At 62.9% G+C, this 19,218-nt stretch carries 15 protein-coding genes and 1 tRNA gene; 11 read left to right on the top strand and 5 right to left on the bottom strand.

Annotated elements, in window-relative coordinates:
• Nucleotides 1–10 precede the first annotated feature (10 nt).
• A complete protein-coding gene (gene sstT / locus DMP11_RS00900) occupies nucleotides 11–1,300 on the bottom strand; it encodes a serine/threonine transporter SstT (protein ID WP_123184608.1) in 1,290 nt (429 codons plus the stop codon).
• Nucleotides 1,301–1,343: 43 nt separating this feature from the next.
• Nucleotides 1,344–1,428: transfer RNA gene (locus tag DMP11_RS00895), tRNA-Leu, on the bottom strand.
• Between the two features lie 281 nt (nucleotides 1,429–1,709).
• Between DMP11_RS00895 and tig the strand changes: the two genes are divergently transcribed.
• From tig to thrS, 6 genes are all read left to right on the top strand, one after another.
• Nucleotides 1,710–3,137, top strand: coding sequence for a trigger factor (gene tig / locus DMP11_RS00890; protein WP_123184607.1), 1,428 nt, complete (start codon nucleotides 1,710–1,712; stop codon nucleotides 3,135–3,137).
• Nucleotides 3,138–3,310: 173 nt separating this feature from the next.
• The gene (gene clpP, locus DMP11_RS00885) at nucleotides 3,311–3,931 is read left to right on the top strand and encodes an ATP-dependent Clp endopeptidase proteolytic subunit ClpP (protein ID WP_123184606.1); all 621 of its coding nucleotides are present in this window, start codon (nucleotides 3,311–3,313) and stop codon (nucleotides 3,929–3,931) included.
• Nucleotides 3,932–3,959: 28 nt separating this feature from the next.
• A complete protein-coding gene (clpX, locus tag DMP11_RS00880; RefSeq protein WP_123184605.1) occupies nucleotides 3,960–5,321 on the top strand; it encodes an ATP-dependent Clp protease ATP-binding subunit ClpX in 1,362 nt (453 codons plus the stop codon).
• 90 nt (nucleotides 5,322–5,411) lie between these two features.
• Complete coding sequence (locus DMP11_RS00875) at nucleotides 5,412–8,096, top strand: valine--tRNA ligase (protein ID WP_123184604.1); 2,685 nt, start codon at nucleotides 5,412–5,414, stop codon at nucleotides 8,094–8,096.
• A gap of 108 nt (nucleotides 8,097–8,204) precedes the next feature.
• On the top strand, nucleotides 8,205–8,702 hold the full coding sequence (locus tag DMP11_RS00870) for a zinc ribbon domain-containing protein (protein ID WP_123184603.1): 498 nt from the start codon (nucleotides 8,205–8,207) through the stop codon (nucleotides 8,700–8,702).
• A 157-nt stretch (nucleotides 8,703–8,859) separates the two neighbouring features.
• A complete protein-coding gene (thrS, locus tag DMP11_RS00865; RefSeq protein WP_123184602.1) occupies nucleotides 8,860–10,773 on the top strand; it encodes a threonine--tRNA ligase in 1,914 nt (637 codons plus the stop codon).
• 142 nt (nucleotides 10,774–10,915) lie between these two features.
• Here thrS and trxB read toward each other — a convergent pair whose 3' ends face one another.
• Together trxB and trxA are read right to left on the bottom strand one after the other, a co-directional pair.
• Nucleotides 10,916–11,863 carry a thioredoxin-disulfide reductase gene (trxB, locus tag DMP11_RS00860; RefSeq protein WP_123184601.1) on the bottom strand — a complete coding sequence of 316 codons (948 nt, stop codon included), beginning with the start codon at nucleotides 11,861–11,863 and terminating at the stop codon, nucleotides 10,916–10,918.
• Between the two features lie 15 nt (nucleotides 11,864–11,878).
• Entirely contained in the window at nucleotides 11,879–12,187 is a 309-nt protein-coding gene (trxA, locus tag DMP11_RS00855) for a thioredoxin (protein ID WP_123184600.1), read from the bottom strand.
• A 258-nt stretch (nucleotides 12,188–12,445) separates the two neighbouring features.
• Here trxA and DMP11_RS00850 point away from each other — a divergent pair, with 258 nt between their 5' ends.
• The 4 genes from DMP11_RS00850 (at nucleotide 12,446) to DMP11_RS00835 (ending at nucleotide 17,007) form a co-directional block, all read left to right on the top strand.
• Nucleotides 12,446–13,786 carry a cation:proton antiporter gene (locus DMP11_RS00850; RefSeq protein WP_161555256.1) on the top strand — a complete coding sequence of 447 codons (1,341 nt, stop codon included), beginning with the start codon at nucleotides 12,446–12,448 and terminating at the stop codon, nucleotides 13,784–13,786.
• Nucleotides 13,787–13,905: 119 nt separating this feature from the next.
• On the top strand, nucleotides 13,906–14,964 hold the full coding sequence (gene prfA, locus DMP11_RS00845) for a peptide chain release factor 1 (protein ID WP_123184821.1): 1,059 nt from the start codon (nucleotides 13,906–13,908) through the stop codon (nucleotides 14,962–14,964).
• A 66-nt stretch (nucleotides 14,965–15,030) separates the two neighbouring features.
• Entirely contained in the window at nucleotides 15,031–16,140 is a 1,110-nt protein-coding gene (locus tag DMP11_RS00840; RefSeq protein ID WP_123184598.1) for a N5-glutamine methyltransferase family protein, read from the top strand.
• A gap of 27 nt (nucleotides 16,141–16,167) precedes the next feature.
• Nucleotides 16,168–17,007 (top strand): purine-nucleoside phosphorylase, encoded by an 840-nt coding sequence (locus tag DMP11_RS00835; protein ID WP_123184597.1) that lies wholly within the window; start codon nucleotides 16,168–16,170, stop codon nucleotides 17,005–17,007.
• Here DMP11_RS00835 and DMP11_RS00830 read toward each other — a convergent pair.
• Complete coding sequence (locus tag DMP11_RS00830; protein WP_161555255.1) at nucleotides 17,004–17,864, bottom strand: cysteine peptidase family C39 domain-containing protein; 861 nt, start codon at nucleotides 17,862–17,864, stop codon at nucleotides 17,004–17,006. The genes DMP11_RS00835 and DMP11_RS00830 overlap by 4 nt on opposite strands.
• Nucleotides 17,865–18,156: 292 nt before the next feature.
• On the opposite strand from DMP11_RS00830, the gene mreB reads away from it, so the two are divergent.
• Nucleotides 18,157–19,212 (top strand): rod shape-determining protein, encoded by a 1,056-nt coding sequence (gene mreB, locus DMP11_RS00825; protein WP_123184595.1) that lies wholly within the window; start codon nucleotides 18,157–18,159, stop codon nucleotides 19,210–19,212.
• The last annotated feature ends 6 nt before the right edge of the window (nucleotides 19,213–19,218 follow it).

The raw sequence follows: 19,218 nt of genomic DNA, 5'->3' as shown, positions 1-19,218 counted from the left end.
CGGGGGGGGGTTACGCGTCCAGCTCGTCGGCGGTGAAGGCGTCTTTGCCCATGCGCACCTGCTTGCCCTCCTTGATCATGCGACGGTACTCGGCGGTGGCGGTGAACACCACGTCGGAGGAGGAGTTCACAGCGGTTTCGCAGGAGTCCTGCACCACGCCGATGATGAAGCCGATGCCCACCACCTGCATGGCCACGGCGTTGTCGATGCCGAACAGGGCGCAGCACATGGGGATGAGCAGAAGCGAACCGCCCGCCACGCCGGAGGCGCCGCAAGCGGACACGGCCGCCAGCACCGAGAGGATGACAGCGGTGATGGGGTCAACCGAGATGCCCATGGTGTGACAGGCGGCCATGGTCATCACAGTGATGGTGACGGCGGCGCCGGCCATGTTGATGGTGGAGCCCAGCGGGATGGACACCGAGTAGTTGTCCTTGTTGAGCCCCAGCTTCTCGCACAGGGCCATGTTCACCGGGATGTTGGCGGCCGAGCTGCGGGTGAAGAATGCGGTGAGGCCGGAGTCCTTCAGGCAGCGCAGCACCAGCGGATAGGGGTTCATGCGGGTGCACACGAACACGATGAGCGGGTTGGTTACCAGCGCGATGAAGGCCATGCAGCCCACAAGCACCAGGATGATGCGGCCGTACTCGATGAAGATTTCGGGGCCGTTGGTGCCCACGGAGGTGTAAACCAGGCCCATCACGCCGAAGGGGGCGAAGGCGATGACCCAGCGCACCAGCGTGGAAACGGCGTCGGCCAAAGTAGTGAACAGGTTTTTCACGTCGTCGTTGGCAATGCCGCGCAGAATGATGCCCAGCACCGCGGCCCAAGCGAGGATGCCCAGGTAGTTGGCGTCGGCCAGCGAGGCCACCGGGTTGCTGACCACGTTCATGACCAGCGCCATCAACACGTCTCCCACGTTAGAGGGCGAAGTTTGCTCCACCATGGTGGAAGTGTCGAGGGTGAGCGGCGTAGGGAACACGTAGCTGGCCAGCACCGCCACGATGGCGGCCACGAAGGTGCTGACGATGTAGAGCACCAGCACCGTGCCCATGGTGCCTTCCCCCTTGGCGTTGCTGAGCGCACTCAGCACCAGGAAGAACACCAGGATGGGGGCGACACCCTTCAGCGCTCCTACGAATACATCGCCGAACAGAGTGATAAAGGCGTTCACGCCGGTGGGCTCGGCTTGGATGGGGATGAGCAGCGCCAGCACCACGCCCACGATAAGGCCAACGATAATGCGCTTGATCAAGCTGATATCGTTGTACTTCCGAACAATATTCTTAATTTGATCCATAGGGTCCCTCCGAATTCCTCAAACCTAACAGCTAAGGAGGGAATGGTGCGGGCGAAAGGACTTGAACCTTCACGAGTTTCCTCGCCAGGACCTAAACCTGGTGCGTCTGCCAATTCCGCCACGCCCGCACATGAAACAACCGCATACATATATGTGCTTCGCGACCCCGCTCAGCTGCAGTGATGGGTTGATGATAGCAAATAATGGTTTGCGCAACCCCGCGATGGCCGGCGGTGCCAACCTGGGCCGCCGAGTGGAGGGGCGCACAGGGCGGCTGCCCGACAATTTGCAACGGGGAAAATACACTTCTGGGCAACGGCCCCAAGGTATGCCATAATTGCGAGCTGTGCGTTTTGCCCGCTTAGGCATTCTAACGCGCAGAATTGAAGAGACACGATGGAGGACTTCTGTGAAGACGAACAAAGAGGCGCTTGAGGACAACCGCGTAAAGGTCACCGTTACGGTGGGCGCCGAAGAAGTGGACAAGCGCATCAATAAAACCTACCGCGACTTCGCCGGCCGCTACAACTTCCCGGGCTTTCGCAAGGGCAAGGCTCCCCGCAAGGTGATCGACAACGCCCTGGGCGCCGAAGCGGTGGCGGCCACCGTTTCCGAAGGCCTGGTAAACGAGGGCTATCCGTTCGCCATCGAGGCCGAGCAGCTGTTCCCCATGGGCCAACCCACCTTCTCCGCCGACGAGGTGGCCAAGCAGGGGCAGCCCTACGAGTTCTCCTTCGAGGTTGAGGTGAAGCCGGAGTACGAGCTGACCTCCTACGAGCCGGTGGAAATCGAGATGCCCGCCGCCGGCGCCAGCGAGGCGGAAATCGACGAGCAGTTGGAAACCATGCGCGGCCATTACGTGGAGTTCGTGGACGCCTCCGCTTCTAAGAAGATGAAGGAAGACAACTACGCCGACCTGAAGATTGTGGCCACCGATGAAACCGGCAAGCCGGTGGAAACCGTGTCCAGCGATTCCCGCCTGTACGCTCCTGCCACTGGCATGCTGTCGGCTGCCTTCGACGAGCAGATCATGGGCATCAAGAAAGGGGATACCCGCGAATTCGAGCTGCTGGTGCCCGTGACCGAGGATTCCGTTCTGCTGCAGCCGCTGGCCGGCCAGAAGGTGAAGTTCGAGGTCACCTGCAACGTGGTGAAGAAGAAGGAACTGCCCGAGGTGACCGACGAGTGGGCCAAAGAGACCATGGGCTTTGAAGACGTGGCCGACATGCGCACCCGCATCGCCCAGAGCATCGAGGTGCAGAAGGAGGGCTACCTGCCCCGCCTGAAGGAGAACAACTGCCTGCAGGCCCTGATGACCCGCATCGAGGGCGAAGTGCCCGGCGCTTTGGTGGAGCAGCAGCAGGCCAACCTGCTGCAGGAGTTCTTCGGCCAGCTGCAGGGGGCCGGCATGACCTTGGACGGCTACCTGAAGATGCAGAACATCACCTCCGACCAGTTCAAAGAGGACATCAAGGCCCAGGCCACCGACGAGGTTAAGTCGGGCCTGGCCCTGGACGCTTGGGCCCGCCACAACAACATCACCGCCACCGACGAGGACGTGCTGGGCGAGTTCGTGAAGGCCGGCGTGCCCGAGCCCGAGGCCATGATGGAGCAGTGGCGCGAGGAAGGCCGTCTGTATCTGATTCGCGAGGGCGTCATCCGCGGCAAAGCAGTGAACAACGTGATGGACTGCGCCGTGGTGACCGAAACCAGCGAGCCGGCCAAAGATCCCGCAGTGGAGATTTCCGCCGACGACGCGAAAGAGGCCGAAGAGGCCGCCGTGGCGGTTACCGACGAGGTGGCCGAGGCGGTGGAGGCGGCGGAAGAGGCCAAATAGCCCCGCAGCCATTCCGATGCTGATAAGGCCGCTTGCTTCTTTCCGGGCGAGCGGCCTTTTGCTATGGAATTTTGCCCGCTGGCCTTGCCACAAACCCCCTTTAACCTATCATAAGCAGGATACCTGACAGCGGGCGGCTAAAGCTGGCCGTCCAGAAACGAAAGCGAGTACGTATGAGCATCGAACGCGCAAGCAACGCCCTCATCCCTTACGTCATTGAGCAGTCGCCCCGCGGCGAGCGCAGCTACGACATCTACTCCCGCCTGCTGAACGACCGCATCATCTTCTTGGGAGAGCAGATCGACGACCACGTGGCCAACTCCGTGGTGGCGCAGCTCCTGCACCTGGAGAGCGCCGATCCTGACAAGGACATCTCCCTCTACATCAACTCCCCGGGCGGCTCGGTTACTGCCGGCCTGGGCATTCTGGACACCATGAACTTCATCAAGTGCGACGTGTCCACCATCTGCATTGGCGAGTGCGCCTCCATGGCCGCCGTGCTGCTGTCGGCCGGCACCAAGGGCAAGCGCTATTGCCTGCCCAACTCCATGGTGCTCATCCACCAGCCCTCTGGCGGCGCCCAGGGCCAGCAGACCGAAATCGCCATCGTAGCCGACTTTATGCTGAAAACCCGCGACCGCTTGAACAAGATCCTGGCCGACAACACCGGCCAGTCCATTGAGCGCATCCAGCTGGACACCGAGCGCGACAACTACATGACCGCCGAGCAGGCCAAGGCCTATGGCTTGGTGGACGAGATTATCACCCACCACGGCGCCAAGGCCGCCGAGTAACGCCCGGCTTTAAGGAAAGTTCATTCGCATGACCAACGATCATCCGAAACATTACCGCGGCGACGGCCAGATTTACTGCGCCTTCTGCGGGAAGGGCCACGAGGAAGTCAGCGCCATGATCTCCGGCCCCAACGGCATTTACATCTGCGACGAGTGCATTTCGCTGTGCGCCGATGCCATGATGCGCGACTTCGGCTACGCCATGCAGCACGAGATGATGACGGGCGACGCCGACGAGCAGGACGCGGGCCAGATGCCCACCGCCTACCTGGAGCAGCACCGCTCTGAGAACCCGGGGGCGGCGCTGGGGCACCTGCCCACGCCGCACGAGCTGTACGCCCAGCTGTCCGATCACGTGGTGGGGCAGGAGAGCGCCAAGAAGGCCCTTTCGGTGGCGGTGTACAACCACTACAAGCGCATCTCCATGGGAGCCGAGGCGCGGGAAGGCGACGTGGAGCTGGCCAAGAGCAACATCATGCTTCTGGGCCCCACCGGTTCCGGCAAAACGCTGCTGGCCCAAACGCTGGCCCGCACGCTGCAGGTGCCCTTCGCCATCGCCGACGCCACCACCCTCACCGAGGCCGGCTACGTGGGCGAGGACGTGGAGAACATCCTGTTGAAGCTGATCACCGCCGCCGACAACGACATCGCGCGGGCGGAGATCGGCATCATTTACATCGACGAGATAGACAAGATTGCCCGCAAGGCGGAGAACCTCTCCATCACCCGCGACGTGTCCGGCGAGGGCGTGCAGCAGGCGCTGTTGAAGATCGTGGAGGGCTGCGAGGCCAGCGTGCCGCCGCAAGGGGGCCGCAAGCACCCGCAGCAGGAGTACATCCACATCGACACAACCAACATCCTGTTCATTCTGGGCGGCGCCTTCGTGGGGCTGGCCGACATCATCGCCCACCGGGTGGGCACCTCGTCTTTGGGCTTCGCCACCGACCTGCCGGAGAACCAGAAGCTGCGCGATGCTGAGCTTCTGGCCCAGGTGCTGCCGGAGGATCTCAACAAGTTCGGCATGATCCCCGAGTTCGTGGGGCGCATCCCGGTCATCACCTCGCTTTTCGAGCTTTCGGAGGAAGATTTGGTGCGCATCCTCACTGAGCCGAAGAACGCCCTGGTGAAGCAGTACACCCGCATGTTCGAGTTCGAGCAGGCGCGGTTGGTGTTCGACCCGGACGCCCTGACCGCCATCGCCCACGAGGCGGTGGAGCACGGCACCGGCGCCCGCGGCCTGCGCACCATTTGCGAGCGGGTGCTGATGGACGTGATGTACGACCTGCCGGCGCTCGGGCGCCCGGCGCGGGTGGTGGTGCACGCAACCGACGTGACCGGCGAGACCAAGCCCATCATCGAGCCGGGAGATTTCTTCGCCCCGCGCCCCTAACCGCGGCGCATTTGCCAAAGCTTTTCGGGCCGGAGGCAAGTCTCCGGCCCTTTGCCGTACCAGCACCAGTTTCGACCAAAGAGGGAGACCATGGCGGAAAACACTGCAGAACCGAAGGCCCCGAAAGCCCCGGACTTCGATTTCCAGGCCCACGAGCAGCCCATTTTCCAAGCGTGGAAGGAGCACGGTTTCTTCCAGCGGGGCGATGGCTTTGGCGAGCATGCCGACGACACCTACACCATCGTCATTCCGCCTCCCAACATCACCGGCATGCTGCACATGGGCCATGCCCTGAACGACACCATCCAGGACGCATGCATCCGCCGCGCCCGCATGCAGGGCTACCGCACTCGCTGGGTGCTGGGCACCGACCACGCCGGCATCGCCACCCAAACCAAGGTGGACAAGAAGCTGGCCAGCGAGGGCATCAGCCGTCTGGAAATCGGCCGCGAGGCCTTTGTGGAGGCCTGCTACGACTGGTACAAAGAGTACGGCGCCACCATCGTGCGGCAAATCGAGGGCATGGGCTGCAGCTGCGATTACGCCCACGAGCACTTCACCATGGAGCCCGCCTACGTGCACGCGGTGCGGGAGGTGTTCACCCGCTGGTACAAAGAGGGGCTCATCTACCGCGGCAAGCGCATCGTGAACTGGTGCCCCAGCTGCACCACCGCCATCGCCGACGACGAGGCCGAGTACGTGCCCGAGAAGGGGCACCTGTGGTATATGCGCTACCCGCTGGTGGAGCCGGAAGATGGGCTGGACTACATCGTTGTGGCCACCACGCGCCCCGAAACCATGCTGGGGGACACCGGCGTGGCGGTGAACCCCAAAGACGAGCGCTTTAGCCACCTGGTGGGCAAGAAGGTGAAGCTGCCGCTGGTAGACCGCGAGATTCCCATCTTCGCTGACTGGCACGTGGACACCGAATTCGGCACCGGCTTCGTGAAGGTGACCCCCTCCCACGACTCCAACGACTGGGCGATGGGGGAGAAGGCGGGGCTGCCCCGCATCAACATCTTCGACGAGACGGCCCACGTGGTGGAGGGCTTCGGCAAGTTCTCCGGCATGGACCGGGACGAGGCCCGAGAAGCGGTGGTGGCCGCCTTCGACGAGCTGGGGCTTTTGGACCACATCGAAGAGCACGACCATTCGGTAATGACCTGCTACCGCTGCCACACCAAGCTGGAGCCGTGGGAGTCGGAGCAGTGGTTCGTGGCGGTGGATCGCCTGAAGGAGGCGGCCGCCAAAGCGGTGGAAGACGGCTCCATCCAGTTCCATCCGGCCCGCTGGAAGCAGGTGTACCTGGACTGGCTGGCCAATCTGAAAGACTGGTGCATCTCCCGCCAGTTGTGGTGGGGCCACCGCATTCCCATGTTCTACTGCGACGAGTGCGGCTGGGAAGACGCTTCGGTTGAGGAAGTGGACGTGTGCCCGGTGTGCGGAGCGCCGGTGCGCCAGGACAGCGACGTGCTGGACACTTGGTTCTCCAGCCAGCTGTGGCCCTTTGCCACCATGGGCTGGGCCGAAGAGGGGATGGAGGCGCCGGAGATTCGGAGCGCTTATCCCACCCAGGTGCTCTCCACCGCCCGCGACATCATGGGGCTGTGGGTGGCCCGCATGGTGATGGCCTCGGAATATTGCACCGGCCAGATCCCCTTCAAGGACGTAATCATCCATCCCACGGTGATGGCTGCCGACGGCAAGCCCATGTCGAAGAGCCGCGGCAACGGCGTGGATCCGCTGCAGCTGATGAAGGATTACGGCGCCGACGGCATGCGCTTCGGTTTGCTGATGCAGGTGACCGGCGCCCAGGACATGCGCTTCAACGAGAACAAGCTGGTGTCCAGCCGCAACTTCGCCAACAAGATCCGTAACGCCGCCCGCTTCGTGCTGATGAACCTGGACGGCTACACCCCTGGCGCGCCGATGGCGGCAACTGACGCCGATAGCTGGATCTTCGCCCGCTTGGGCAAGCTGATCGAGGCGGTTGATGCCGGCTTCGACGCCTACGAGTTCTCCGAGGTCACCCGCGCCCTGAACGACTTCTTCTGGAACGAGTTCTGCGACTGGTACATCGAGTTTTCCAAGAGCCGTCTGGCGGAGGGGGCAGACCCCGAAGACCGGCTGCAGTGCCAGCGTAACCTGCTGTTCGTGCTGGACCGCGCCCTGCGGCTTTTGCACCCCATCATGCCGTTCGTGACCGAAGAGATTTACCAACAGCTGCCCGAGCGGGAAACTGAGTACCTCATCGTGGCCCCCTGGCCCAAGGCTGAAGAGACTGCCGCACTGGGAAGCGATAAGGCCGAGCGGGCCATTTCGCTGGTGGTGGACGTGGTGTCCGCCGTGCGCAGCGCCCGCAGCCGCTACGGCATCTCGCCGCGCCAAGAGCTGGCGGCAGTGGTGAAGGCGCCGGCCGGGGACGTGGAGCTGCTGCAACAGCAGGTGCCCTTCATCTCTTCGCTGGCGAAGGCCTCCTCTCTCACGGTGGCCCTCGACGCCGCGAAGCCGGCCGAAAGTTCCACGGCAGTGGCCTCGGGGCTTGAAATCTACACCTGCCTTTCCGGCTTCGTGGACTTCGACGCCGAGCGCGCCCGCATCAAGAAAGAACTGGACAAGGTTTCCGCCGACGCCGCCAAGTTCGAGAAGAAGCTGTCGAATCCCGGCTTTTTGGCCAAGGCCGCCGAGGAAATTATCCAGAAAGACCGGGCAAAACTTGCAGAATTGCAAGATACCCGCAGCCGCCTGGCTGCCTCTTTGGAGGAACTGGGTTAAACCGATGGGAAAGCCCCGGCGCCTTTGCTATAATTTCCAGCCATGTGCGCCAGGGGCTGCCCGCCTTTGCGCGGGCCGGTCTTCGATCGTTCGATAAGGAGCTATGACATGAGCGAGCTGCTCTCGCAGTTTTGGACAGAGCAAATGCAAACCGCCCTCAACGTGGTGGTGGTTTTGCTCATCATCCTTTACATCCTGTCGATTGTCTGGGTGGTGCGTGACGCCTACCTGCGTGGCACCCTGTGGTACATCTGGGGCATCGTGGCCCTGGTGCCGATTCTGGGGCTTATCGCCTACTGCATGCTGCGCCCGCCGCTGCTTTCGGTGGACCGCGACGAGCAGGAGCTGGAAATCGCCCTCAAGCAGCGGCAGTTGATGAAGTACGGCGAGTGCGCCACCTGCGGATACCCGGTTGAAGCGGATTTCGTGCTGTGCCCCAACTGCCACACCCAGCTGAAGAACCTCTGCTCCCATTGCCAGCACGCGCTGGACCCTGCCTGGCAGGTGTGCCCCTACTGCGCCACGCCGGTGGGGGGTTTGCCCCGCTCTTCCGCTTCGTCGGCCCCGCGGCGCCGCCGCACCGGCAATCCCACGGGCCAGGCCTAAACGGGGCATCCAACCCGGCTAAACACCTTAGGAACGAAACCCGCCGGCAGGCGGGTTTGTTTCGATAAACGCCCAAGATGTGCAAATGGCCCTGAAGCCCATGTGCATCGATATGTGCAGGTGCTTTGTGCGCACCCGGCACGAGAAAGGAACCGCTATGATCGTAAACCTTCCCGACGGATCCCAGAAACAGCTGGAAGAAGGCGCCACCGTGGCCGATGTGGCCACCTCCATCGGCGCCGGGCTGGCCCGCGCCGCCCTTGCCGGCAAGATTGACGGCAACTTCGCCGACCTCACTTCCGTTGTGCCCGATGGCGCCACGGTGGAAATAATCACCGCCAAGTCCCCCGAGGCCTTGGGTATCATGCGCCACTCTGCCGCCCACGTGATGGCCGAAGCGGTGCAGGAGCTGTTCCCTGGCGCCCAAATCGGCTTCGGGCCCCAAACCGATGACGGCTTCTTCTACGATTTCGCGCTGCCCAGCCCCATCTCCACCGACAACTTCGCCGCCATTGAAGAGAAGATGGCCGAAATCGTGAAGCGGGACGAGCCCTTCGTGCGCGAAGTGGTCAGCCGCGACGAGGCCAAGCGCATCTTCGCCGATCAGCGGCTGAAGCTGGAGCACATCGACGACATCCCGGAAGGGGAGGAAATCTCCATCTACCGCCATGGCAATTTCGTGGACCTGTGCAGCGGCCCCCATGTGGCCCGCGCCGGCATGATCGGTCCCTTCAAGCTGATGAAGACCGCCGGCGCCTACTGGAAGGGCGACTCCAACAACGAGATGCTCACCCGCATCTACGGCACCGCCTTCTTCGACAAAAAGGCCTTGAAGGAGCACCTGCACAACCTGGAAGAGGCGGAAAAGCGCGACCACCGCAAGCTGGGGCGCGAGCTGGGCATCTACATGATGGACCCGATGGCCGGCGTGGGGCTGCCCATGTACCTGCCCAAGGGCGCCCGCATCATCCGTACCCTGCAGGAGTGGCTGCGGCGCGACCTGTACCAGCGCGGCTACGAGGAAGTGATCACGCCGCATATCTACAATGCCGACGTGTGGAAGACCTCCGGCCACTACGGCTTCTACCACGACAACATGTACTTCTTCCAGATCAACGAGGGCACCGATGAAGAGCCCCGTTACTCCGAGTACGGCGTGAAGCCCATGAACTGCCCGGGTCATGTGATGCTGTACAAGAACGATTTGCACTCCTACCGCGACCTGCCCTTGCGCTACTTCGAGTTCGGCACCGTGTACCGCCACGAGATGTCCGGCGTGGTGCACGGGCTTCTGCGCGCCCGCGGCTTCACTCAAGATGACGCCCACGTGTTCTGCACCAAAGACCAAGTGGTAGACGAAGTGGTGGCCATCCTTGAGCTGGTGGACTACATCATGTCCACCTTCGGCTTCACCTATGAGGCGGAGATCTCCACCCGTCCCGAGAAGTCCATCGGCACCGACGAGATGTGGGAGCACGCTACCGACAGCCTGAAGAAGGCCTGCGAGATTCGCGGCCTGGCCTACGACATCAACGAAGGGGACGGCGCTTTCTACGGCCCCAAGATCGACATCAAGGTGAAAGACGCCATCGGCCGCACCTGGCAGTGCTCCACCGTGCAGATCGACTTCAATATGCCCATGCGCTTCGGCCTCACTTACCGCACCGCCGAGAACACCGAGGAAACCCCCTGGATGCTCCACCGCGCCATTTTCGGCTCCATCGAGCGCTTCCTCGGCATCCTCATCGAGCACTACGCCGGCGCGCTGCCGCTGTGGTTGGCGCCGGTGCAGGTGGCGGTCATTCCCATCGCCGATCGCCACAAGGAAGCCGCTGCCGAGTTCGCCGGCGAGCTGCGGGCCGTGGGCGGCCGCGTGGAGGTGTACGACCAAAACGAGCCCATGAAAGTGAAAATCGCCAAGGCCCAGCACGACAAGATTCCCTACATGATCGTCATTGGCGACAACGAGGTGGAAGAGAAGACGGTTTCCGTGCGCGAGCGCTCCGAGGGCGATCTGGGGCAGTGGGACCGTGCGAAGTTCATTGACGTCATTCGCGACGCCGCCCTGTAGCTCTTGATTGGGATAACACGAGAAAGGGACGCCGAGGCGTCCCTTTCTTTTTGCGCTCGACCCCAATCGGGCGCGGACGGGGCAGTGACAACTGCGGAACCATCCCATAGCTATTTCGAAGAGCAGAGATTCTATCTCTGTCTCATTCCTCTTCCATGTCGGCTAGCTCATCCAGGTATTCGGCCGCAGCGAGGGCGGCTAGAGCTCCGTCGGCCACGGCGGTGACCACCTGCCGCAGGGGCGTGGTGCGCACATCGCCGGCGGCGAAAATGCCCCGCACCGGAGTTTTCACCCCTTCGCTGGTAAGCACGTAGCCTTCCGGGCTCAGGGGCACCACGCTGGAGAAGCCGTCGCTGTTAGGGGCCATGCCCACAGCAATGAACACGGCGCTGGCGTCCAAAACGCGCTGCTCTTTCGTCACCGCATTCGCGATTTGCACGCCGCTCAGGCGTCCGTCGGCTTCCAGCAGGGAAGTGACCACGCTGTTCCAGCAGAACTCCAAGTTGGGCAGCTCCCGCAGGCGATCATGGTAGATGGGGGTGGCCCGCAGCGTGTCGCGGCGGTGCACCAGGTACACTTTGCGGCAGATGCGGGAGAGGTAGATGGCGTCGGCAGCGGCGGTATCGCCACCGCCTATCACCACCACGTCCTTCCCACGGAAGAAGTTGCCGTCGCAGGTGGCGCAGTAGGACACCCCTTTGCCGGTGAGTTCTTCCTCACGCGGAAGCCCCAGTTTCTTCGGCCGGGCGCCGGTGGCTATCACCACCGCCTTCGCCCAGTAGGTGCCAAACGGCGTGCGCAGCACCTTTACCGTGCCCATGTCCTCAACGGAGGTGACGTCCTCGGATATTAGCTGGGCCCCGAACGAGAAGGCCTGGTCGGCCATGACCATGGCCAAATCGAAGCCGCTGGTGTTCACGTTGTAGCCGGGATAGTTCTCCAGGTGCTCGGTTTGGGCCAGTTGGCCGCCGGGGGAGAGCCGCTCGAAAATCGCCGGCTTCAGGCCGGCGCGGGCGGCGTACAACCCGGCGGTGAGACCGGCGGGGCCGGCCCCGATGATGGCTATGTCGTAGGTTTTCACATCCTCCATGGCCAGGCGCTTTCCTTAGGCGATGAAGGCCAGCAGGTTCTGCTTGGGCTGGGCGCCCACGGTTTGCTTCAGCACTTCGCCGTCCTTGAACAAGATGAGGGTGGGAACGCTGGTCACGTCGTAATGGGCGGCGATTTCAGGGCTGGCGTCAATGTCCACCTTGTACACGGCCACCTCGCCGGCCTTCTCGGCCGCCACTTCGTCGATTACCGGTGCCAGCATGCGGCAGGGGCCGCACCAGGTGGCGAAGAAGTCCACCAGCACCTTGCCCTGGGCCTTGAGCACTTTGTCCTGGAATTCCTGACCGGCGATTACTTGACTCATGATGGATACCTCCTGTGATAGTTTGCTCGAAACATATATCCGCGTTCAGTTTGGCGGCACCAATGCTATTTTTTGCTCTCACCGAGGCGTTTGTAACCTGACGGTCTATTTTGGAGACGAGTCGTAATGGTTGGGTGGTTCGTGCGGCTCAGACCCATTGCTGCCAGTAAACGGGGCGGTAAATCACGTCGGTTGGGGGATGTCGAGTATGGAATAATGGGGGGCAGGCTTCATAATCGGCGCGAGGTAGGAAAAGTCATGACAGCTGATCTCATATCACTGGCCATCATCTGCGCCATTTCATTTTTGTGTCCGGTACTCTCCCAAATCATCCCTGGCCGTCCCATCCCGGAAACAGTGTTTCTGCTGGCAGGAGGCATGGTGGCGGGCCCCCGCTTGTTGGGGCTCATGGGCACCGACAATGCCATATCGTTACTATCCGATTTGGGGCTGGGATTCCTGTTTCTGCTTGCGGGCTACGAAATAGATCCCAAGAATCTGAAAGGAAGGGAAGGCAAGCGCGGGCTGATAACCTGGTTTGCCACCCTAGCGTTGGCATTTGCGGTGGTGTGGCTGTGGCCGGCGTTCTCGGTGACTTCTGTCAGCGGCATGGCGGTCACCATCGCGCTCACCACCACCGCTATAGGCACCCTGCTGCCCATTCTGCAGGAAAACGGTGTGTTCGGCAGTCGTCTGGGCAATGCGGTGCTCAACTACGGCACCTGGGGCGAAGTGATGCCGGTCATCGCCATGACCCTGTTGCTCAGCTCCCGTTCCCGCTGGGAGACAATGGCAGTACTGGGGGCCTTCCTGGCCATTGCGGTTGCCGCGGCCGTATTGCCGAAGTGGGCCCGCAAAGCCGGCTCTAAGTTGTTCGCCCTCATCGAACGCAACGCCAACACCAACTCCCAAATGCTGGTGCGCACGGTGGTGCTGCTGCTCATCGTGCTGGTGACGGTTTCGTCGGTGTTCAAACTCGACATCGTGCTTGGGGCCTTCGCTGCGGGGTTTGTGCTGCGCTACGTGGTGCCGGAAGGCAACGAAGTGATGGAGGAAAAGCTGCAGTCGATGGGCTTCGGGCTCTTCATCCCCGTTTTCTTCATTTGCTCCGGAGCCGAAATCGACATCTCCGCCGTGTTCTCGAACCCGGCTTTGCTAGTGCTGTTCATCGTGCTGCTGTTGCTGGTGAGGGCGGTGCCGATCTTCGTTTCCATGAGCCTGGATGAGGAAACCCGCCACTGGGCCGCAGCCTCCCGGCTCACTGTTGCAATCTACTGCACCACGGCGCTGCCCCTCATCGTGGCGGTCACCTCCATCGCCGTAAGCGCGCAGGCAATGAGCGTGGAGGTGGCCTCAGTGCTCATCGCGGCCGGAGCCATCACGGTACTGGTGATGCCGCTTCTTGCCTCGGTGGCGTTGCGCACTGTTACCGCCCGTCCCATAAACGCCGCGAAAGAGATCGCCGACCATCCCCGCCAGTTCGCCGGCATCCTGCGGGAGCACCACCGCCATTCGCGCGAAACGTGGCGGAGCCACACCCGCACGGTACCAGAAAAGCGTCAGGGCAGCGCCGACGACAACGGCCCGAAGCCCTCGTAGCGCAGCGGGCCGCACCGCCTGGGGGCCCTTGACATTTCTGGTAGTATAAAAAAGTTGCACCAATGCACAATTTAGCGAGATATGCGCCCAAGGAGGAATAACCCGTGGCGGACAACGATATGCGCGACAAGCTGGAAAAGATCATCGCGGCCTATAGCGATTTGCAGGCGAAAATGGGAGACCCGGCCGTGCTGGCCGACCAGAAAGAGTACAACCGCTTGGCAAAGGAGTACGCAAACCAGGGCCCATTGGCCAAGAAGGCCGCCGAATACGTGCAGGCCTTCGATGATTTGGCCGAAGCGAAGGAGCTGTTGTCTGACTCCGAGATGCACGATTTCGCCCAAGAGGAAGTTTCCCGCATCGAGGCATTGCTGCCGGGGCTGGAAGAAGACATCAAGTTCATGCTCATCCCAGCCGATCCCGCCGACGACAAGGACATCATCGTGGAAATCCGCGCGGCCGCAGGCGGCGACGAGGCAGCCATTTTCGCCGGCGACCTGTACAAGATGTACGAGCGCTTCGCCTCTTCCCAAGGATGGAAGACCGAGACCATGGACATTTCCCCATCGGACGCTGGCGGATATAAGGAAGTACAGTTCAAGGTGAAGGGCGATAAGGTTTACTCGGTGATGAAGTTCGAATCGGGCGTACACCGGGTGCAGCGCGTGCCCAAAACCGAAAGCCAGGGGCGCATCCACACTTCCACCGCCACCGTTGCGGTGCTGCCGGAGGCGGACGAGGTGGAAGTGGAAATCAACGAGAACGACCTGCGCATCGACGTGTACCGCGCCGGCGGCCCGGGCGGCCAGTGCGTGAACACCACCGACTCGGCCGTGCGCATCACCCATCTGCCTTCCGGCCTGGTGGTGCAGTCGCAAGACCAGAAGTCGCAGCTGCAAAACAAGATTGCCGCCATGGCGGTGCTGCGCGCCCGCCTGTACGAGAAAATGCTGGCCGAGCAGCAGGCGGCCGAAGGCGCCAAACGCCTGGCCCAGATCGGTTCCGGCGACCGTGCCGAGAAGGTGCGCACCTACAACGGCCCGCAAGACCGCGTGACCGACCATCGCATCGGCTATAACGGCACCTACAACGGCGTTCTTCTGGGAGACGGCCTGGGCGACCTGATCACGGCGCTGCAGGCAGCCGATCGTGCCCAAAAGCTGGAAGAGGCGGTTTAATCCCTTCCGCTGCAGGGGAGAGGGGCCTGAAGCAGGCCGGCTACAGGGACGGAGGGCACACGCGCCATGGAAGAATGGACCATAAAGGCCGCGCTGGATTGGACGGTGGGCTACCTTGAACGCAAGGGCGACGAGAATCCGCGCCTGGCTGCGGAGTGGCTGCTGTCCGCCGCTTGCGCCATGCCCCGCATCCAGCTTTACGTGAATTTCGATCGGGCGCTCACCGTTTCCGAGCGGGATGTCCTTCGCGGTTACGTGCAGCGGCGGGCGGCCGGCGAACCCCTGCAGTACATCACCGGCGAGGCGCCGTTTCGCCACATCACCGTGAAGGTGGCCCCCGGGGTGCTTATCCCGCGCCCGGAAACCGAGGTGCTGGTGAGCGAGGCTTTGGCCCTGCTGCCATCGGCCCAGAAGCGAATCGCCCTCGATTCCACCATCGACGCATGGGAGGGGGACCTGCTGAAAGCGGCCCAAGAGGCGCAAGCCGCATCTGTCCCCGAGCCCTCGGCCGAAGCCCACGCTGCCGCCGATGAGCGATTGGAGCAGCGCTTCGACGCCCCCATCGGCGCCCGGGCCGAAGAAGGCGAGCCGGGCGAGCCGGAGGCGGAAGCTTCTTCGGAAGCGGCTTTCCCTGCAGAGGACAAGGCACCGCGGCCCCTGTTGGCGGTGGATCTGTGCACCGGCAGCGGCTGCATCGCTGTTTCTCTGGCCGTCGAGCGCCCCGACGTGCGGGTTCTGGCCACCGACATCAGCCCCCAGGCAGTGCAACTGGCCTGCGAGAACGCCCGGCGCTGCGAAGTGGAGCAGCGGGTCAAGGTGGTGCAGTGCCACTTGGCCCAAGGGGTGCCGGCCGCGGCCATCGGCCGTCTCGACCTGGTGGTTTCCAACCCCCCTTACGTGCCCAGCGCCCAATGCGCCCAGCTGCCTTCCGAGGTGCGCGACTTCGAGCCGTCCCTTGCGCTCGACGGCGGTGCGGACGGCTTGCAGCTGTTCCGCGAAATTGCCCCGTGGGCCCTTCGCGCCCTCAAGCCCGGAGGCGGTTTTGCCTGCGAGCTGTTCGAGGGCCATATGGACCAGGCGGCCTCCATCGCTCGCGAGGCGGGTTTCGGGGAGGTGCGAATCGTGGAAGATTTGACCGGGCGCCCGCGGGTGCTGGCGGCCCGCAAACCCCAGTGACGGCTCCGGGCCCAGAGGAGGTATCCCATGCTGAACGACGACAACCTGCTGCAGGCGCTGGAGGCGGCCCAAAACTACATGGAAGAGCGCTTGGGCGGTTTCGCTCCCGAGGCAGGGCTCATCCTCGGCTCGGGCCTAGGCCCTTTTGCCGATGCGATGGAAAACCCTGTCGTTGTGCCCTTCGGGGATGTTCCCTTCATGGGGGTTTCCACCGCCGCCGGCCATAAGGGGCGCTTCATGGCTGGCGCGGTAGGGGGGAAGGCGGTTTTGGCCATGCAGGGGCGCCTGCACGGGTACGAGGGGTTCAATGCCCAAGAGGTGGCGTTTCCCGTTTGGCTGATGGCACGGCTGGGAGCGCGGGTGCTGGTTACCACCAACGCCGCCGGCGCCCTGAACCGCAGCTACCACGTGGGGGATTTCTGCATCATGGCCGACCACATCAACCTCACGGGCCGAAACCCCCTCACCGGCACCGCCCCAAACACCATGGCGCCGCGGTTTCTGCCCATGCTGGACGCCTACAGCCCCGCTTTGCGCCAACAGCTGCTGGCTTTGGCCGCGCAACTGGAAGTGCCGGTGCGGGAAGGGGTTTACCTGGGGCTTTTGGGGCCCAGCTTTGAAACTCCGGCGGAAATTCGCGCTTTTGCCGCCCTGGGAGCCGACACGGTGGCCATGTCGGTGTGCGAAGAGGTGATTGCAGCCCGTCACGCCCAGATGGAGGTGCTGGGGCTTTCCCTGGTGTCCAACATGGCCTGCGGCATAGAGGGGGCGAACCCCAGCGACGACGAAGTGCACGAGGTGGCCGCCACCCGCATCCTCGACTTCGGCCGTTTGATCACGGCCTTCTTCCAGCAGCTGGAAATCTAAGCGAGGGCGTAGGCGTACAGCTCTTTGGCGCTGTCCACCACTTCGTCAAAGCTCCAGGTGCGGGCTGTGTTCTCCACGGAGGTGGGGTCGTTTACCACCAGCCGGCTGTCCTGGTCGATGGCGCAGATGACCACGGCTGATTCCACCGGGCCGGTTGTGCCCTGGGCCAGCACCGCCACCACCGGCCTGCCCTGGGCCAACGCCTGGCGGATGGCGATGTTGCTGGGCTCTATCGAGTCCACCGAGAGCCCTAAAGTGGAGGCCCCTTCGGTAAGCACCGTGTTGATGGCATCGGGCGAGGTGGAAGCCACGTTGTGCTCGTTGGCCCAGGTGGCCACGCTTGCAGGGGTGACGTCGGTGGCGCCCGTCTCGTACACGTACACCATGGCCACGGCAGTGGGTGCCGCTCCGGAAAGTCCCAAGGTGGAGGCCCCGTAAGCCTCGGAACCCCACTGGTCGTCAGCGCTGTAAAGCCGGGGCACCGCCCCTTTCTTCCACAGGGCCACCGGGGTGGAGCCGGGCGTTTGGCCGGCCGCTGCGCTAGCGCCGGCTTCCGTCGTCTGCGGCTGCCCAAAGGGGTTCAGCGCCGTCAAAACCAGCAGCAGCAAGAGCGCGGCAGCCGCAACGGCGGCCCAAATCCAACCGGGGGAGAGGGCCGTGGCCGCGGTTGCAACGCGGGACGTACGGGCGCGAGAAGCGGGGGAGAGGGCCGGAACAACGCCGGAAGACGACGGGGACAGCACCGCCAGAGGCGCCTCGCCGGTGGCCTTGGCGGTGCGGGTGAGCACGGTGGGGGGAATGCGATGCGCTTTCAGGCGGATGGATGCGGGCTTTGCTGGTTTGCGGCGATGAGGCATGACGACCCTCTTTTCTGTCCCATCGGGGTAGTTCCGCTGTAACATAGCATCGCCGCTCGCTGTCAGTCGCACGCCCGAAGGTTCCGTTAAATCACTTTTCGCATTTGGTCAACTGGCGGTGAGCTACGTAGAAAAGCCGTTACGAACGCCGTCTGTCCGCGCTCACAGCTTAAGAGCGCCTAAACGGCTGTGGATTTTGCCTATAGCCCCAGCCGCTATGCTAGAATTACGGACTAATTGTGAATACCAGGATGTAATCCGCAAACCTATAGAGCCAAAAGGGAACTGCCCAATGTCCTTTCTTGATTTCTTTTCCAGCCTAACGGGACAGATGTCCGCCGACATGGCCATCGACCTCGGAACCGCCAACACGCTGGTGGCCATCACCGGCGAGGGCATCGTGATCAACGAGCCTTCCGTTGTGGCCATCGAGAAGAGCACCCATCGCGTGCTTGCCGTGGGCCACGAGGCCAAGAACATGATCAACCACACCCCGGACGCCTTCACGGCCGAGCATCCCCTGAAAGACGGCGTGATCGCCGACTACGATGTGACCGAGGCCATGCTGTCCGCCTTCATCAACAAGGCTTCTCAGCGCAAATACCCCTGGCAGCCCAAGCCCCGCATCGTCATTTGCATCCCTTGCGGCGCCACCTCGGTGGAGAAGCGCGCCGTGTTCGAGGCCTCAATCCAAGCAGGCGCCCGTCAGGCCTACCTCATCGAAGAACCCATGGCTGCCGCCATGGGTGCCGATTTGCCCGTTACCGAGCCCACCGGCTCGATGGTGGTGGACATCGGTGGCGGTACCACCGAGGTGGCCGTCATTTCCCTGGGCGGCATCGTCACCTCTTCCAGCCTGCGCCTTGCCGGCAACCGCCTCGACGAAGCCATCGCCGTGCACCTGCGCGATCTGCTGGGCATCAAGATCGGCGAGCGCACCGCCGAGGTCATCAAGATCAAAATCGGCTCCATCCTTCCCTTCGAGGATGGCCGCGAACGCGACATGATCATCTCCGGCCAGGACGTGTACACCGAACAGCCCAAAGAGGTAACCATCCAGTCCGAGGACGTGCGCGAGGCGCTGCAGGCCCCCATCGAGGAGATGGTGCTGCACATCAAGGAAACCTTCAAGAAGACCAACCCCGACCTCGCCTCCGACATCATTCAAAACGGCATTCTGCTCACTGGCGGCGGCGGGTTGCTTTCGGGGCTCGACCGCTACCTCACCGACAAGCTGGAGATTCCGGTGTGGGTTTCTGAAACCGCCCTCACCAACGTGGTTTCCGGCTGCCTTAAGGTGCTGGAAACCCCCACCGCGCTGCGTCAGACCCTCATGCGGTCGAAGTAGGGGCCG

The sequence above is a fragment of the Parvibacter caecicola genome, from assembly GCF_003725335.1.
Lineage (GTDB): Bacteria > Actinomycetota > Coriobacteriia > Coriobacteriales > Eggerthellaceae > Parvibacter > Parvibacter caecicola.
Note: the sequence above shows the minus strand (reverse complement) of the source record. Positions and strands in the feature narration are given on the sequence as shown.

Excerpts from the sequence above, each read along its gene's own strand:
- trxA (WP_123184600.1), bottom strand. The coding sequence starts at position 12,187 with ATGAGTCAAGTAATCGCCGGTCAGGAATTCCAGGACAAAGTGCTCAAG.
- mreB (WP_123184595.1), top strand. The coding sequence starts at position 18,157 with ATGTCCTTTCTTGATTTCTTTTCCAGCCTAACGGGACAGATGTCCGCC.
- DMP11_RS00830 (WP_161555255.1), bottom strand. The coding sequence starts at position 17,864 with ATGCCTCATCGCCGCAAACCAGCAAAGCCCGCATCCATCCGCCTGAAA.
- DMP11_RS00850 (WP_161555256.1), top strand. The coding sequence starts at position 12,446 with ATGACAGCTGATCTCATATCACTGGCCATCATCTGCGCCATTTCATTT.
- DMP11_RS00840 (WP_123184598.1), top strand. The coding sequence starts at position 15,031 with ATGGAAGAATGGACCATAAAGGCCGCGCTGGATTGGACGGTGGGCTAC.
- DMP11_RS00835 (WP_123184597.1), top strand. The coding sequence starts at position 16,168 with ATGCTGAACGACGACAACCTGCTGCAGGCGCTGGAGGCGGCCCAAAAC.
- trxB (WP_123184601.1), bottom strand. The coding sequence starts at position 11,863 with ATGGAGGATGTGAAAACCTACGACATAGCCATCATCGGGGCCGGCCCC.
- thrS (WP_123184602.1), top strand. The coding sequence starts at position 8,860 with ATGATCGTAAACCTTCCCGACGGATCCCAGAAACAGCTGGAAGAAGGC.
- prfA (WP_123184821.1), top strand. The coding sequence starts at position 13,906 with ATGCGCGACAAGCTGGAAAAGATCATCGCGGCCTATAGCGATTTGCAG.
- clpX (WP_123184605.1), top strand. The coding sequence starts at position 3,960 with ATGACCAACGATCATCCGAAACATTACCGCGGCGACGGCCAGATTTAC.
- clpP (WP_123184606.1), top strand. The coding sequence starts at position 3,311 with ATGAGCATCGAACGCGCAAGCAACGCCCTCATCCCTTACGTCATTGAG.
- DMP11_RS00875 (WP_123184604.1), top strand. The coding sequence starts at position 5,412 with ATGGCGGAAAACACTGCAGAACCGAAGGCCCCGAAAGCCCCGGACTTC.
- sstT (WP_123184608.1), bottom strand. The coding sequence starts at position 1,300 with ATGGATCAAATTAAGAATATTGTTCGGAAGTACAACGATATCAGCTTG.
- DMP11_RS00870 (WP_123184603.1), top strand. The coding sequence starts at position 8,205 with ATGAGCGAGCTGCTCTCGCAGTTTTGGACAGAGCAAATGCAAACCGCC.